Source organism: Bacillus sp. Medicinal_06, assembly GCF_056711665.1.
In genome coordinates, this window is record NZ_JBWYHD010000001.1 from 39,511 (window position 1) to 53,416 (window position 13,906).

General features: G+C 33.0%; 15 protein-coding genes and 1 other annotated feature. Of the genes, 6 read left to right on the forward strand and 9 right to left on the reverse strand.

Annotated elements, in window-relative coordinates:
* Positions 1–76 precede the first annotated feature (76 nt).
* Together AC1M36_RS00195 and AC1M36_RS00200 are read left to right on the forward strand one after the other, a co-directional pair.
* The gene (locus AC1M36_RS00195; RefSeq protein ID WP_336451148.1) at positions 77–1,195 is read left to right on the forward strand and encodes a sensor histidine kinase; all 1,119 of its coding nucleotides are present in this window, start codon (positions 77–79) and stop codon (positions 1,193–1,195) included.
* A 34-nt stretch (positions 1,196–1,229) separates the two neighbouring features.
* Positions 1,230–1,835 (forward strand): response regulator transcription factor, encoded by a 606-nt coding sequence (locus AC1M36_RS00200; RefSeq protein WP_336451149.1) that lies wholly within the window; start codon positions 1,230–1,232, stop codon positions 1,833–1,835.
* 144 nt (positions 1,836–1,979) lie between these two features.
* On the opposite strand, the gene lysS is transcribed toward AC1M36_RS00200, so the two are convergent.
* A complete protein-coding gene (lysS, locus tag AC1M36_RS00205; RefSeq protein WP_336451150.1) occupies positions 1,980–3,539 on the reverse strand; it encodes a lysine--tRNA ligase in 1,560 nt (519 codons plus the stop codon).
* An 84-nt stretch (positions 3,540–3,623) separates the two neighbouring features.
* Positions 3,624–3,881 (reverse strand) — a binding site (T-box leader).
* Positions 3,882–4,009: 128 nt separating this feature from the next.
* Between lysS and AC1M36_RS00210 the strand changes: the two genes are divergently transcribed.
* Both AC1M36_RS00210 and AC1M36_RS00215 read left to right on the forward strand, forming a co-directional pair.
* Entirely contained in the window at positions 4,010–4,909 is a 900-nt protein-coding gene (locus AC1M36_RS00210; RefSeq protein ID WP_479845481.1) for an SMP-30/gluconolactonase/LRE family protein, read from the forward strand.
* Positions 4,906–5,610, forward strand: coding sequence for a class I SAM-dependent methyltransferase (locus AC1M36_RS00215; protein ID WP_336451152.1), 705 nt, complete (start codon positions 4,906–4,908; stop codon positions 5,608–5,610). Before AC1M36_RS00210 ends, AC1M36_RS00215 begins: the two co-directional genes overlap by 4 nt.
* Positions 5,611–5,684: 74 nt before the next feature.
* On the opposite strand, the gene AC1M36_RS00220 is transcribed toward AC1M36_RS00215, so the two are convergent.
* Both AC1M36_RS00220 and AC1M36_RS00225 read right to left on the reverse strand, forming a co-directional pair.
* The gene (locus AC1M36_RS00220) at positions 5,685–6,032 is read right to left on the reverse strand and encodes a hypothetical protein (RefSeq protein WP_336451153.1); all 348 of its coding nucleotides are present in this window, start codon (positions 6,030–6,032) and stop codon (positions 5,685–5,687) included.
* Positions 6,033–6,043: 11 nt separating this feature from the next.
* Positions 6,044–7,213: a ParM/StbA family protein gene (locus tag AC1M36_RS00225; protein WP_336451154.1), complete on the reverse strand. Its 1,170-nt coding sequence runs from the start codon at positions 7,211–7,213 to the stop codon at positions 6,044–6,046.
* Positions 7,214–7,456: 243 nt separating this feature from the next.
* On the opposite strand from AC1M36_RS00225, the gene AC1M36_RS00230 reads away from it, so the two are divergent.
* The gene (locus AC1M36_RS00230) at positions 7,457–7,861 is read left to right on the forward strand and encodes a hypothetical protein (protein ID WP_336451155.1); all 405 of its coding nucleotides are present in this window, start codon (positions 7,457–7,459) and stop codon (positions 7,859–7,861) included.
* A 266-nt stretch (positions 7,862–8,127) separates the two neighbouring features.
* Here AC1M36_RS00230 and AC1M36_RS00235 read toward each other — a convergent pair whose 3' ends face one another.
* From AC1M36_RS00235 to sleB, 4 genes are all read right to left on the reverse strand, one after another.
* Positions 8,128–8,637, reverse strand: coding sequence for a GNAT family N-acetyltransferase (locus AC1M36_RS00235; RefSeq protein ID WP_479845482.1), 510 nt, complete (start codon positions 8,635–8,637; stop codon positions 8,128–8,130).
* Between the two features lie 153 nt (positions 8,638–8,790).
* Positions 8,791–9,387 carry a YhcN/YlaJ family sporulation lipoprotein gene (locus AC1M36_RS00240; RefSeq protein WP_336451157.1) on the reverse strand — a complete coding sequence of 199 codons (597 nt, stop codon included), beginning with the start codon at positions 9,385–9,387 and terminating at the stop codon, positions 8,791–8,793.
* A gap of 26 nt (positions 9,388–9,413) precedes the next feature.
* Complete coding sequence (gene ypeB / locus AC1M36_RS00245) at positions 9,414–10,754, reverse strand: germination protein YpeB (RefSeq protein ID WP_336451158.1); 1,341 nt, start codon at positions 10,752–10,754, stop codon at positions 9,414–9,416.
* Between the two features lie 15 nt (positions 10,755–10,769).
* Positions 10,770–11,525 (reverse strand): spore cortex-lytic enzyme, encoded by a 756-nt coding sequence (sleB, locus tag AC1M36_RS00250; RefSeq protein ID WP_336451159.1) that lies wholly within the window; start codon positions 11,523–11,525, stop codon positions 10,770–10,772.
* Positions 11,526–11,669: 144 nt separating this feature from the next.
* On the opposite strand from sleB, the gene AC1M36_RS00255 reads away from it, so the two are divergent.
* Positions 11,670–12,002: a YqzG/YhdC family protein gene (locus AC1M36_RS00255; RefSeq protein WP_336451160.1), complete on the forward strand. Its 333-nt coding sequence runs from the start codon at positions 11,670–11,672 to the stop codon at positions 12,000–12,002.
* A 434-nt stretch (positions 12,003–12,436) separates the two neighbouring features.
* On the opposite strand, the gene AC1M36_RS00260 is transcribed toward AC1M36_RS00255, so the two are convergent.
* Both AC1M36_RS00260 and AC1M36_RS00265 read right to left on the reverse strand, forming a co-directional pair.
* On the reverse strand, positions 12,437–13,162 hold the full coding sequence (locus AC1M36_RS00260) for a nucleotidyltransferase domain-containing protein (protein WP_336451161.1): 726 nt from the start codon (positions 13,160–13,162) through the stop codon (positions 12,437–12,439).
* Positions 13,163–13,381: 219 nt separating this feature from the next.
* Positions 13,382–13,843: a hypothetical protein gene (locus AC1M36_RS00265; protein ID WP_336451162.1), complete on the reverse strand. Its 462-nt coding sequence runs from the start codon at positions 13,841–13,843 to the stop codon at positions 13,382–13,384.
* Positions 13,844–13,906: the final 63 nt, after the last annotated feature.

Genomic DNA, 13,906 nt, shown 5'->3' on the forward strand with positions numbered 1-13,906 from the left:
TCACGTTCTTGTGAGCTTTAACCTAAAATAGGACTTATTACAAGGCCTTATTCCCTCTTTGTAGGAGGATAGTGGAATGTTAAAAAAAATTTATCCACACGATCAAATCGAAAAGTACTTATACTTAGATGTTATTTTTATTGTCCTTTTAATTTACAATGTAATTCGAGCAGAAACGAGCGTTAACTTATTCTTAAAAATTGTTCTTTTACTGCTCGTTTTATTATCTTTTTATTTCGAATTGTGGTATAGAGATTGGCGCCTTCTCCTTTCCAGTTTATGTAGCTGCGTATTATTTGCACTACTTGCAATACTCATCGAATCATGGCTACTTTTATATGGTTTTATCATCGGAAATTTATTAGGAAGAGCCCAATCTAAATTGTATATCGGCATCGGTACAGTCGGTATCGCAATGATGTTTTTTCTAGTTAGTTGGTATACCTTTGGTCACCCTTTTTACATATTAAAAACTTCATTTCTTCTTGCTTTTATTCTTCAACTTGTACAGCCAATTGTTATCCATATTCGTGAAAAAGCGAAGTCTTTACAAAAAGAGCTGAGCGTCGCAAACTCTCAAATTGAAAGATATATTCAAGAAGAAGAAAGACACCGCATCGCAAGAGACCTTCATGATACACTCGGACAAACATTAACAATGATTAAACTGAAAAGTGAACTGACAATACGATTAATAGAAAAGGATCCACTACAAGCAAAACAAGAATTAAATGATATTTTAGATACATCACGTTTTGCATTAAAACAAGTACGTGAACTTGTTACTGATATGAAATACATATCAATAGAAAGTGAATTAGCTCATGTACAAGAGCTATTACATACAGCCGGCATCCAGTTCACTATGAAAACAGCTGGAAATGCACCTTTGCTTTCAAATGTTGCAGAAACAATGATTGCTCTCTCTATAAGAGAAGCCGTCACAAACCTTTTAAGACATAGTCAAGCAAAACAATGCACAATTATTCAAGAAACAGACGGAAAATGGCATCAAATCAAAATAAGTGATGACGGAATTGGTTTCCAACATGATTCGCTTGGTTTTGGGATTCAATCCATTCAAGAGCGAATGAAGATATTGCAAGGCAACGTAGATATACATACATTACGAAACAACGGGACAACAATTCTATTAAAAATACCGATTTCAGCAAATATAAGAAAAATAAATTAGCTTTGTAAATTGAGAAAAGAAAGGCGGAAGTGAAATGATTCGTATCGTAATTGCGGAAGATCAAAAGATGCTTCGCGGAGCACTCGTTTCTTTATTAAAGCTAGAAGATGATATCGAAGTAATCGCAGAAGTTTCAAATGGACAAGATGCCTGGGATATTATTTTGGGTCAACAACCTGATGTATGCCTTCTTGATATTGAAATCCCAGACATTACTGGACTAGAAATTGCCGACAAATTAAGAACTATAAGGCACCCTTGTAAAATAATGATCGTTACAACTTTTGCTCGTCCAGGATATTTACAAAAAGCGATGGACGCAAAAGTAGAAGCATATTTATTAAAGGACGAACCGATTGACTTTCTTATTGAATCTATTCGTAAAGTAATGAACGGAGAACGTCTAGTGAGTACAGACTTAGCTGCTACATTGTTTTTAAAAGAAGATAACCCACTAACTGACCGTGAAGCAGAAATACTCCGTATGGTTAAAAACGGAATGACAACGAGAGAAATCGGCAGAACATTGTATTTAACAAACGGGACTGTTAGAAACTATCTATCATCCGCTATGCAAAAACTTGAAGCGGAATCAAGGTTTCAAGCTATCCGTATTGCTGATGAAAAAGGATGGATATGATGTAAGATGTAGTGTAGAAAAAGGGATGCTTTTACATCCCCTTTCCTCTCTTTTAAAATATAGTATAAAATGTTTTGTATGTTATTAATCACCTCATACATAGTTTAATACCATAATTTTCACTTAAGGTAGTCCCTATCCTAATTACTCACAAAAATCTAATAATGAAACAACTTTTTCAACGCCTATTGCATCTATAAGTAGTGGTATTCGTGGACCGCTTGGATGATTAATAACAAGTCTATAAATGATTCTAAAAAGTAATTTTTGATTCTCTTTCATTATCTTTTTATTTTCATTCTGACAAATTGCATATATTTGTTCCATTAAATTTGAACTATCTGCATTCATACGAACCAGTTCACAAACTTCTAAAATCCATTTTCTCTGTTCATCTTCTAATGTTTCGTAAAACTCCCAATTTTTCCCTTGATTTGCTTCGATTAGTTTTTGAGGCTGTAAATTTCGAATCCAGTGTTCTACACGGTTACTTATTTTCATGATGTCAATCAAGTTATAGTCTTCATCCGTTTTTACTAATACTTCCTGTAAAATTTGATTATCAAAATTCACTAATGGTAAGATACCTGCTACTTGATTAAACTTTGGTAGTTTAACTTTTTCAGTATTCGTTCTTGAAAGTTTCAATGCATTACATAGATCTTCATTATTTAACATTTTGTTTTGATAGCTTTCCTTATATCTTTCATACTCTGTATAATTCCGAATTACATCTTCATCCATACCAATATGAAACGCTGCATTTGGTTTATATTTTGAAAACATAAATAGAATGACCTCTGGTAAATATACATTTAATAACTCACTCGGGGTAATAATGTTCCCAGCGGAACTGGACATTTTTTGATTATCCCCTTTTATTCTAATGAAATCGTAGGCAACATAATTCGGTGCCTCATAATGAAAAATTTTACTAGCTATCTCCTTTGAAACATTGTAGCTACCCGTTTCAGCTGAATGATCTCTACCTCCCGGCTCAAAAATCACATCTTCCACCATCCACCTCATCGGCCAATCAATTTTCCATTTTAATTTTAGAAGATTCGTTTGCATTACTGCTAATGTATTTTGCTTTCCACATTCACACTCATATCGGATTGTTTCCGATATTTCATCAAAATTTGTTATTTTCGTTGAATCTTTCTCGCATCGCTCGCAATATAGGGTAATTGGATAAAAATTCTCTCGCTCTTCTTCAGTTGGTTCACTCGTTTTAAATTTTATTAATACATCATAGATTTCTTTTCTTCGTTTTAATGCCTGGAGTATATGTTGATTATATCGACCCGTTCTATATTCTTGATGCTGATAAATAAACTCTACTTCAATACCAAAAGTTTCTAATGATTTTTCAAATTCTTTTTCAAAATGCTCTGCATATGATTTGTGGCAACCATACGGATCTGGAATATCACAGTATGGCATGCCTATATATTCCTCGAATGATGGATCAATATTTTTAGGAACTTTTCTAAAGCGGTCATAATCATCCCATGAAAATATAAATCTTGTTTTTTTTCCTAAATCTTGAAGTGCTCTTACAACAAAGTAAGTGGTTATAACTTCTCGAAAGTTTCCTATATGAACAGATCCAGAAGGACTAATTCCAGATGCGCATACAAACATTTCTTTATTTGGGTGTTTTCGAATCAGTTCATGCGCTATTTGATACGCCCAATGCATATAATTCACCTCGGTATAAATTTTTTTGTTTATTAATTTCTTTTTAAATACAATAAAAAAACTCCCACCCCCAAGATTATTCATCTTGAGGACGAGAGTTGTTCACTTCGTGGTACCACCTCAGTTTATTAATATGTCACCATATTAATCTCTTCAGGTACGGCAATTATTTGCTTATACCCTATCTCTATAACGGGAGAACCCGTCGCATCATCCCTAAATAAATTAGTTCCATGCGCAGCTCCAAGTCTTTTTTCATTAAGATTCTTACTCCTCCTTCTCAGCTACCGGAGTTCTCTGTATGCAATCATTCTTAACTACTCTTCTCTTCATTGCTATTTTTGTTATAAGTTATTTTCCATATAATAATTTATAATGTTATGATTGTCAATTTTTTCCGCAATAAAAGGTTTTGTCACCATTTTCATCGAATTTTTATAAGTTAGCCTTTTAGAAAGGAGAAAAATACATTGTTAGGAAAATTAGAATTAGTTATTGATGCTAAAACGAGTTTAGGAGAAGGTCCTTGTTGGGATGAACAGAAACACCTGCTATACTGGGTTGATATTCTAGAAAAAAAGTTGTTTATATATAATCCTATTACAAATATAAATCGTGAAATTTCATTTGACCAACAAATTGGATGCATCATTCCAGATACATCTGGCGGAGTTATATTAGCTATGGAGCGTGGTTTCCATTCTCTTAATCTTGAAACAGAGGAACTAATGCTTATTCATGACCCGGAACCTCATCTGCCAGAAAATCGCTTTAACGATGGGAAGTGTGATCCGGCTGGTCGCTTTTGGGCTGGAACTACAGATTTATATGGTATTAATGGAGCTGGTTCTCTCTACTGTTTAGATGCTGATTTTAGTGTGAAAAAGAAATTGAAACACGTCAACACATCCAATGGCTTAGCTTGGTCACCTGACCATCGATACCTTTACTTCATTGACACACCTACTAAAAAGGTCACTCGCTTTGATTATGATATACATACTGGAACAATTAGTACTCCAATAGATATTATTACTATTCCTAATGATGAAGGGCTACCAGATGGCATGACAATTGATGAAGAAGGCTTTTTATGGATTTCACATTGGGGCGGTGCCAAAATTACAAGATGGAATCCAACTACTGGCGAAAAGGTTTTAACCGTTCCTATTCCAGCACTGAATGTAACTTCCTGTACATTTGGAGGACCAGATTTAACAGAATTATATATAACTACTGCCAGAACAAGAATGAATCCGGATCAATTAGAAGTTTATCCGTATGCTGGTGGTGTATTCCGAATAAAAACACAAATTAAAGGTTGTCAAACCTATCCGTTTAATTATAAGAAATCGCAGGTGAAAAAATGAATCAAATAGCGTACATTAGACAAGAAGAAAAAAAGTATCATGACCTTTGTTATGAACAATATAAATTGTTCGAGGCTGGCTCTTGGCTTTACAAACCAGTAAAAACAGTAATGGATATGATGAGTTATTTTGAAAACAAAGCTCAAGTGAAAGTACTCGATCTCGGTTCTGGCGTCGGAAGAAATAGTATTCCAATCGCACAAAATATAATCGATAATGGCGGGAAAGTTACATGTGTCGATTTACTAGACTCTGCATTAACAAAGTTAAAAGAAAATAGTAAAGAACACCATGTACTTGACGCAATCGAAATAATAAAAGCAGAAATTGAAAATTATGATATTCAGCCTGAAAGTTATGATTACATTGTTGCAGTGTCGAGCTTAGAACATGTCCAGTCAAAAGAAGCCTTTGAAAAAGTACTTCTATCAATGAAAAATGGGACGAAACATAACGGCATCAATTGTCTCATTGTAAATTCTAATGTTCAAGAAATTGATTTAACTACGAATGAAGAACTTGAGGCGCTAATAGAAATAAATCTTTCTACTGAAATCATGCTGGATACACTTAAAAATATGTATAAGAGATGGAAAGAAATCCATATAGAAGTTAAAAATTTAACATATAACATCATGCGTAACAATAAATCAATTCAGCTAAAAACAAATGCGGTAACTTTTGTTGTTCAAAACGTGTAACCTGCAAAATTAAAAAAGGCCTTCCACTTAATCCATATGTACAGTGGAAGGCCTTAAATATTCTTTCATATGTGTTAAAAAAAAGGACAATCTATTTCATCAGTAAATGCCCAAGGTTTATTTTCTACACGTTCAGTAGACTCTTTCTTTCTCATGGTTACATTTTGGGTTACATTTTTAAAAGGATTTACTTCAATTTTAAACATAGAAGTAGGTTCAATGTAAACGGAAAAAACATGGCTGCTTGGTAACGTTTTTGATACATCAATATCCCCTACTTGTTTAAATAGTTGCTGCACACCGTATAAAAAAAAGTTTGTTACATCAGATTGCTTATTAATCCAAGTAATCATTTCAGGAGATACAGATTTATTTAAATATATTTTTACCCGATCACCACATTTATACTTCTTACGCCGCATACTCACACCAACTAACTAATTGTTAGATTCGTAAACCCTAATTCTTTTTGTTTATATTCTCTATACCGTGGTGAACATGTGTAAACTAATAATCCGCGTGCATTTGTAAATAAAGGGTTTTCTACAAAAATTACATTTTTCAAACGGCCTTTTTGTTTTAAAATAAGTTCTAAGCTATTTTTGATGATAACCGCTCCACCCCCATAAATAAATACATATGGATCATCTTTCATATCATCAATTTTATTAATAATGTCCGTTGCAACTCGTGCAGCCAATCCTAGAAATGCTTGTTGTGACTCTTCTACTAGCATTGCATGTCTTGGGTGTTTCTCATTTAAATAAATTTGATTAAACTCTGTAATACTATCTATCGTTTTTGTGGGATGCTTCCGGTTCCATCTTGTAATAATCTGCAATAAAGTTTCTTTCACTCCATAGGACAATCCTTTACTTAATTGTGGTCTAAAATTCACTCCAAATGAAACTACTTCTTCAGTTGTACCAGCACCTATATCAAAAGATAATAATGTTTTGTCAACGAAATCAATCTCAGTTGTTTTATTTTTTTCACCTTCGACTTTATGTTTTAAGACATTACCATCTTCATCGTATACGATTCCCCAAGTTCCAGATGCTCCTTCAGGCAAACATTTACAGTACTCAATGGAGACATTTATCGTTACATCTCTTCCGTTTGGATAATGAAAAATAACTTTATGATTTCCCATATAACGTTTCGCATTTTCTGCCGCTACTTCTTGCGTAATAATTTGCATTGGAAGAGCAACTGATAAATCGTAGCGAATATTAATATGATCTAATTTTGGACTATGACGCATAGCACCAATTGCTAAACCTGATAAAATCGTTAGAACCATTAATTCGTCTGTAGATTTATCAGATTTCTTCTCTACTTCTGTCCCTTTCAACTGATCATTGATAACCTTTTGCCCAACAATGTAACGTACATTATTTAACATGAGAGATGGTGAATTTATAGTTACATCAATATGATTTTCCACTTCAGTTATCGGTACATCTTCTTCATCCAATAAACCTGTCGTCTCCCCAATATATAGTGAATATATACTTGGAATATAAATCGGATTTTGGCCTTTTACCATTAATTTTAAGCCATTATTTCCAGCGTCTGCACCCGCTTTTAAAAGTATGGACATATTTACCCCCCAATTTAATCTGACATCCCTTCCCAATATATGCGGTTCATCACTTTGACATTCAAACCAAATAAAAATCTTTTCATTTTTGTATTTTTATATTTGTCTCTAAAATGAGAAATCAATTGTAAAGTTTTTTAAGATTATCTATTTATGTAAAATATATTTGACATTAACCTCTACCATTTTTATACTATTAATTGTAAAAATTTTTTTACAATTAGTTGTAAAAGAGGAACTATATTGAATCAGAAGAAGTTTATTTTTCTAATTTCTCTACTATCATTATTTGGGGTATTCATACATGGGACATATAAATATGTAACTGGAGGAGCAATTTTAGGAGGGACTATTTTTGGTGGTTCTTTAATCCTTAGTTATTTAATAAATCATATTACATGGGGAGATCCAAACGGTGTGTCAGAAGAAAGTCAAGATGAAATGGGCCAACACATTGCATATAAAAGTTTCAAAATTGGGTATTTTGTATTAGTTGTTATTATGTTTATTTTATTAATTTGGTCAGAAGAATTTTCTGCCTTATACTCACTTGACAATGTTCAAAATCTTCCTTTGTTTATTGCACTTTGTTCTTCATTCATTGTCATTCCACTTGTAGAGTTCATTGTTTCAAAACGATATGTATAAAGAAATATATCATAAGAGAAGGCATTCCTTTACTTAGGAACGCCTTCTCTTTCTTTTTCATATTTTCTACAAACTCGTTCTAATTCTTCTAACATGTCATGAATTGATAATATTTCAAATAAAATAATAGCTTCACTTATTCACGAATTCCTTCATTTCTGTTTCGTTTTTACATCTTTACAAAATATTATTCCACCTATATCGTAACAAATAAAAAAGCTTACTGCATAAAATATTTTTGAAGTAAGCTTTTTCACTATAATTATTTACTTTTCTAATGGTAGATATAAAATCAGTTGCCTTCCAATTGGCCCCATTCTTCTTTGGCCTCTATCTTCAAAACCTACTTTGAAATACAACTTTTGAGCAGGAATATTCCGTTCGTTTACAGCTAGTACAATTTCATTTTTATCCGAAAAATAGGATGCAACAAAGTCATGCAACAATGCTAATCCTTTTTGGGCATACCCTTTTCCTTGTTTCTCATAATTGATAGAAAAGGAAATCAAAAGTAAAGCATTCGGATTATCTGTGTATTCAGCTACCCTTGTTCCTGATTGCAATGCAAAAACCCCAACTGGTATTTGGTTTGCCGTAATGACTACTACATTTCGTGTTGTATCTTTTTTTGCTTTTTCTAGTAAGTCACTTGGTTTTGCTGTAAACTGAATTTGTTCACCAGGTAAAGTAAATACTTCTATGATTTCTTTATATTTTTCATCATATGGAATTAGCTGAATCTCTTCTGTTTGTAAATTCACTTTCATTTCCCCCATCTCTTTTCGATTATTTCTAAGTGATTTGATAGAACTTTAGGAATTATCAAACCTTAATCCTATTATTATTATTAAAACATATACTCACCTTTAAATAAACTGAATATTAGTAGATAAAAAAACATCTCGTACTATATAGCACGAGATGTTTTTTTATCTGTTAAGATGATTATTCGATTGATCATTTTGTTCTTTTCTTAATTCATTCTCTTCACCTTTCGGTAATTGTTTATCATTCTCTTTAATCGGATTTGTTTCTTTATTTTCTATCATGTCATTTGGTACTTGCGGCATAACCCGTCCCACAATGGCAGCAAGCTCATCAAGAATTCCTTCTCCTGCTTTCCCATGTCTAATTTGATTACCCATTTGTTTTAATCGTTCATACGTATCAACATCGGCTACAACTACTGCATTTGCACCATTTGGATCATGTTTTAGACTTTCAGCAACAGCATATTTGATTGATTCTACTCGGGAGCGATCCAATTTCGCTTTTACATCTATCCCAACGACTGCGTATTTTCCTACAACTACTGCTGTAGCATCTCTTACGCCTGGTATACTAGCAGCTAAAGATGCTAGATGATCAGCTACCTTTTCATTTGGTCTGTTTTGATCTGCCCTATAATTAACGTTTCTCATAGAAATATTTCTTTGCTCTGGTTTTTCTTGAGCATTATCTTGCGTTCCAATGCTACACCCAGTAATAGCAAAACAAATCATAAGCATGTATATAAGAAGTTTCATTATTCTCACCACTTTATCATTGATGTTTAATCATAAACCTTTTCTACAGCCTGCATCTTTTGCACTTTTTCTTCTGTTCCGTCATTTGCATTAATAAAAATTTGATACGTATCTTTTCCTAATGTACCAACAAATTCATAACACAGTACTTCCTTATGCACATCATTTACAACAAGCGCCTTACGTTCTTCCATCACTTTTACATCTGGATTGATTTTCTTTCTTGCATCAGCAACTGTTAATTTTGCAGTTGGAATAGTCCGTTTTTGATACGATGCTAAATAATTCTTTGCTGAAAATCCAACAATTGATCCATCATCTAAAGCAATTTTCATTTGAATGGCTTCTGGGTAAATGCGCACATTATTTTCATTAACAACGTACGTAAACACACCAATATTATCGTATTGTGAACTATCATAAAGCTCCATATTGGTGAACTTATGGTCCTTTAAGAAAGTTAATCCTTTATTTCCTGCGTCATTCAAACTAATTTTTTGTTCCTTAATCTCACGGTTATTCATTACCCAAATTGGATATCCACCTTTTTCGGTAATATCCATATAAAATTCATTTTTTGTTGCAGGATCTTGAATTTTCACACTGTAAAAAGATTCTTTCGCACCTTTTCCACTTTTCTCAACTTCTACTTTTTCATTTCCTTTTAAATTTAAAAACGTTTTTGCGATTTTTGCCGCTTCATCTTTTGAAATTGCTTTACCCGTTGCTTCAAATCCACCTTTTTTAGCTTTTTGCATACTTGTAAAAGTCGGCCCAAAATTATTTGATGAATAGGATGCGACGTTCTTTTCAACCGTTTTGAGCCCATCAATAATCGTGTTATCTGCTGGATCTTTATTTGATGCAAGCGCAAGTTCTACATCCATCCAACGCAAATTATTTTTTAAAACAAGATGTTGTACTTTCCGAAGCTCGTCTTGAATATCACTTGCATTTGAATATAAATTTTGCAATGATTTGTATTCTTGATCATTTAAAGGCTCTTTCTCTAAATCACGAATTGCAGTGCGATAACTAAAATCGCCAATATTCGCTAGAAATTCCTCCGTTTTATTAAAGGGCATTAATGTTAAAGGAAGTTGTCCTACATCAGAACGAGCTTCCGATGTTAAACGCCATACATCCGCTAATGCCGGTGATAAAGATGTGCGCGAATTCATTGCGAGTGTCGTTCCAATTTTATCGTGCAGTAAGTCGACCTCATATGCTAAATCATGAAATGCACGCTGATAACTGTTTTCAGCTCGAATCAATACCGCATTTTTTTCTTGATGTTCTTTATACCCCCAATATCCTGTTCCAACTACGCCGATTGTTAGCAATACGATGATGATACCTCTTAACATTTCTTCACCTCCGCTCTATTTACAAAAAATATGTTTGCCGATTTTTTTAATTTGTGGTCGAGTCCAAATCCATTTACTTGTCGCGGTATCTGGATTGAAATAATACAGTGCATTTCCGGTAGGATCCCAGCCGTTAATCGCATCTAATACAGCTTTTTTTGCCGTTTCATTTGGTGTTAAGTAAATTTGTCCATCAGCAACTGCTGTAAATGCACGTGGTTCAAAGATTACCCCAGAAACTGTATTCGGGAATGATGCACTTGTCACGCGATTCAAAATAACTGCCGCAACTGCTACTTGGCCTAAATATGGTTCACCACGTGATTCGCCATAAACTGCATTCGCCATTAATTGAATATCATTTTGCGAGTAACCATTTGGTACATTTGTAGCTTTATTCTGGGTTGGTTTTTTACCTTGTCCACCCGTTTGTCCTTTATTAGCAGTCGATTTCTCATACTTTGTCGCTTTTACAAGCATCTGTTTCGTCTTAGCACCCGCTAAACCATCTACAGGTAAACCAAACTTTTGTTGAAAATTTCTTAGTGCCCAATATGTACCCCAGCCAAATACACCATCCACTTTTCCTTTATAAAATCCGTTATATTTCAAGCGAGACTGTAATTCAATAACATCCTCTCCAGAGGCACCTCTTTGAATCACTTGATTAGAAAAAGCTTGGACATTTCTCATTTGCCCACTACTAACAATTACAGATATACCGATTAATACAAACAAAATCAGTATTTTAAAAATAACTGTATGACGCATATGTTCCCTCCTTATTTGCAGTAATGATTTCATGGTTATGTTTTGTAAATAAAACGCTTTTATGTAAAAAAGACAAAAAAATCCACACTTATATGATTTAGACTGCATGTATACAATAAGGAAAACGAATAAAAGGAGTTTATTATGAAGCGTATTTTTGCATGTTTCGTATTAGGAATTGTATGTATTACAACATATTACAATACATATACCCATTCATCAGTTGTTCACGCACAACCACCATATGCAAAATGGGGGAAACTTGCAGTAGAAAAAACAAAAGAAAAGTATCCAAAAGCGCAAATTATTGATTACCTTCATATAGGAAGAAAACCGAAGACGGTGAACATAACAACTGAAAAATTCAAATTATGGCTGCGTGAAGGTGGAAAAGAGTATGGAGTTTTTGTTGATGTAGAGTTTGATACAAAAACGGAGAAGTTTTTGGAGATTACATTTCAAAAAAGCAGTAGATAAAGTTTAACTAACCAAGCCGATACAGCTTTTTATTTTCTCATCTATCTTCTGTTATTTCTTTGATTCTTAACCTTATAATCTTACTGTCAGCAAATAGCGGGATAAAAAAGAGGAAATCATTTCGATTCCCTCTTTTTATTACTATTTAATTTTTATTTTTATTTTACGACCTGCAAGGTTTTTACATAACCATCTCTTTTCTCAAGATTTTTTGGCCCTTTAGCTGTTAATACGTAGTCGGCAAACAAACGTGTTTGTTTGAGTGCCAAGAAGGTCTTCGCATACAGCAGATTGTCAATTCCTTCATGCTCTCTTTGGTTGGTTTACCATTGGCAATCGCCAAATATGGCATTGCACATTTTTATAAAATTGAAAACAACGATTCAATTGTTTGGAAGGCGTTAAAAATGATCCTTGTTAAACTTACGCATCCGTTAACTCAATAAGGAATTATCTATTTGCTGTTCTAAATTCAATAGAACCCACTCAATAATTAAAATTGCTGAATGAATACGTTCAGTCGTATTACCTAGGAATATTTTATTAAGCAAGTCATCTAAATGAGTGCGTCTATTAGATAATTCTTTAATATGTACCAAAACAGATCCAGAAGGAGGTATTGGTTTGTTGTTTATGGCCCATATGCCTTCTAACATTACCCAAGTTGATGTGTTCAATATATATGAAGCTTTTAATACATTATTTACTTTTAGGGCAGCATTAATCTTAATGAGTGAACTATTTAACCAATGAGAAATTCCTTTTATTTTATTTTCAAAGATACAATAATCATTATATTTTTGTTGAGCTATCCTCATTAATTGCTTCAGAACCCCTTTATTATCAAATAAAATTTTACCATCTAAAAAAGAGTATAGTTCCATTGGATTCTTATCAAAGTTTAATTGGACTTGATTAAAATCTGCATATTTATACTCAATTAAAATATCTCCTTTAATCTCAGAATGGAATTTTTTATTATATCCATTTTCTAAAAGAAAATATAAATCTAAATCGGAGTCAGGGTAAGCATCTCCTCTTGCAACAGAACCAATAAGCACTAATCCAATAATTTCATCTTTAACCATACAATCATTTAAGATTGTTCGGACTAATTTTTTATGGTGTTCATAATGAATGAATGAAAGGTTTTCTATCATTTTAACCCTCCGAATTTAATTTTGTTTAATAAGACGTTCGGCCCTCTCTTCTTAAACTATACTGATCGCATGTATAAACCTGATATGTCACAAGATGTTAAACGTAGTAACAGAACAGGTAGACTACACATAATATTTATTTTTGTTATATTTCATTTCCTTTCTTATTGTTATTTTATAATAAAAAAATATTACAAACTAATAAACAAAAATAAAATTCTATGATTCTGTATCATGCAAGAAACGATAGTAATCCAAACACTGTAGTGGTTTTTCTTCCTCTTCATCTGGAACATAGTATTCTCGATTGCTATATGGCAGCTCTAATTCACTCCATTTTTCCATATCATCTAGGCATTTTACAAAAGTCGTATATCCTTCTCCATCAGATGTAAATGAATTATAGCGCGCTTCACCTTGCAGGAGTGCACGATCAATTGCATTACGTAATTGCTGTAACGATTCTCGATTTGCAATAATGTACGCATCATCGTGCCACATTTGTTGACAATATAAATGCTGTGTTTGATTAAAAACTTCAACACGTTTTTCCAAAACGGCTCGAAATGCTTGAATCGCACTTTCGTGAGAAAAGGAATCAATCTTTACATCCATTTCATAGATTTGAGCAGGATTACCTAACATTTCTAAATATAACGTTAAATATGGTGTTATATTCACGAATAAAATTTGCTTTTCTATAAAGTAATATGTATGAACTTCTTCCCCATTCTTCTTATAACA

Bases quoted from the DNA above. Each gene is read 5' to 3' on its own strand.
- AC1M36_RS00195 (WP_336451148.1), top strand. From the start codon at position 77: ATGTTAAAAAAAATTTATCCACACGATCAAATCGAAAAGTACTTATAC.
- AC1M36_RS00200 (WP_336451149.1), top strand. From the start codon at position 1,230: ATGATTCGTATCGTAATTGCGGAAGATCAAAAGATGCTTCGCGGAGCA.
- lysS (WP_336451150.1), bottom strand. From the start codon at position 3,539: ATGCATTGGGCGTATCAAATAGCGCATGAACTGATTCGAAAACACCCA.
- AC1M36_RS00215 (WP_336451152.1), top strand. From the start codon at position 4,906: ATGAATCAAATAGCGTACATTAGACAAGAAGAAAAAAAGTATCATGAC.
- AC1M36_RS00220 (WP_336451153.1), bottom strand. From the start codon at position 6,032: ATGCGGCGTAAGAAGTATAAATGTGGTGATCGGGTAAAAATATATTTA.
- AC1M36_RS00225 (WP_336451154.1), bottom strand. From the start codon at position 7,213: ATGTCCATACTTTTAAAAGCGGGTGCAGACGCTGGAAATAATGGCTTA.
- AC1M36_RS00235 (WP_479845482.1), bottom strand. From the start codon at position 8,637: ATGGGGGAAATGAAAGTGAATTTACAAACAGAAGAGATTCAGCTAATT.
- AC1M36_RS00240 (WP_336451157.1), bottom strand. From the start codon at position 9,387: ATGAAACTTCTTATATACATGCTTATGATTTGTTTTGCTATTACTGGG.
- ypeB (WP_336451158.1), bottom strand. From the start codon at position 10,754: ATGTTAAGAGGTATCATCATCGTATTGCTAACAATCGGCGTAGTTGGA.
- sleB (WP_336451159.1), bottom strand. From the start codon at position 11,525: ATGCGTCATACAGTTATTTTTAAAATACTGATTTTGTTTGTATTAATC.
- AC1M36_RS00255 (WP_336451160.1), top strand. From the start codon at position 11,670: ATGAAGCGTATTTTTGCATGTTTCGTATTAGGAATTGTATGTATTACA.
- AC1M36_RS00260 (WP_336451161.1), bottom strand. From the start codon at position 13,162: ATGATAGAAAACCTTTCATTCATTCATTATGAACACCATAAAAAATTA.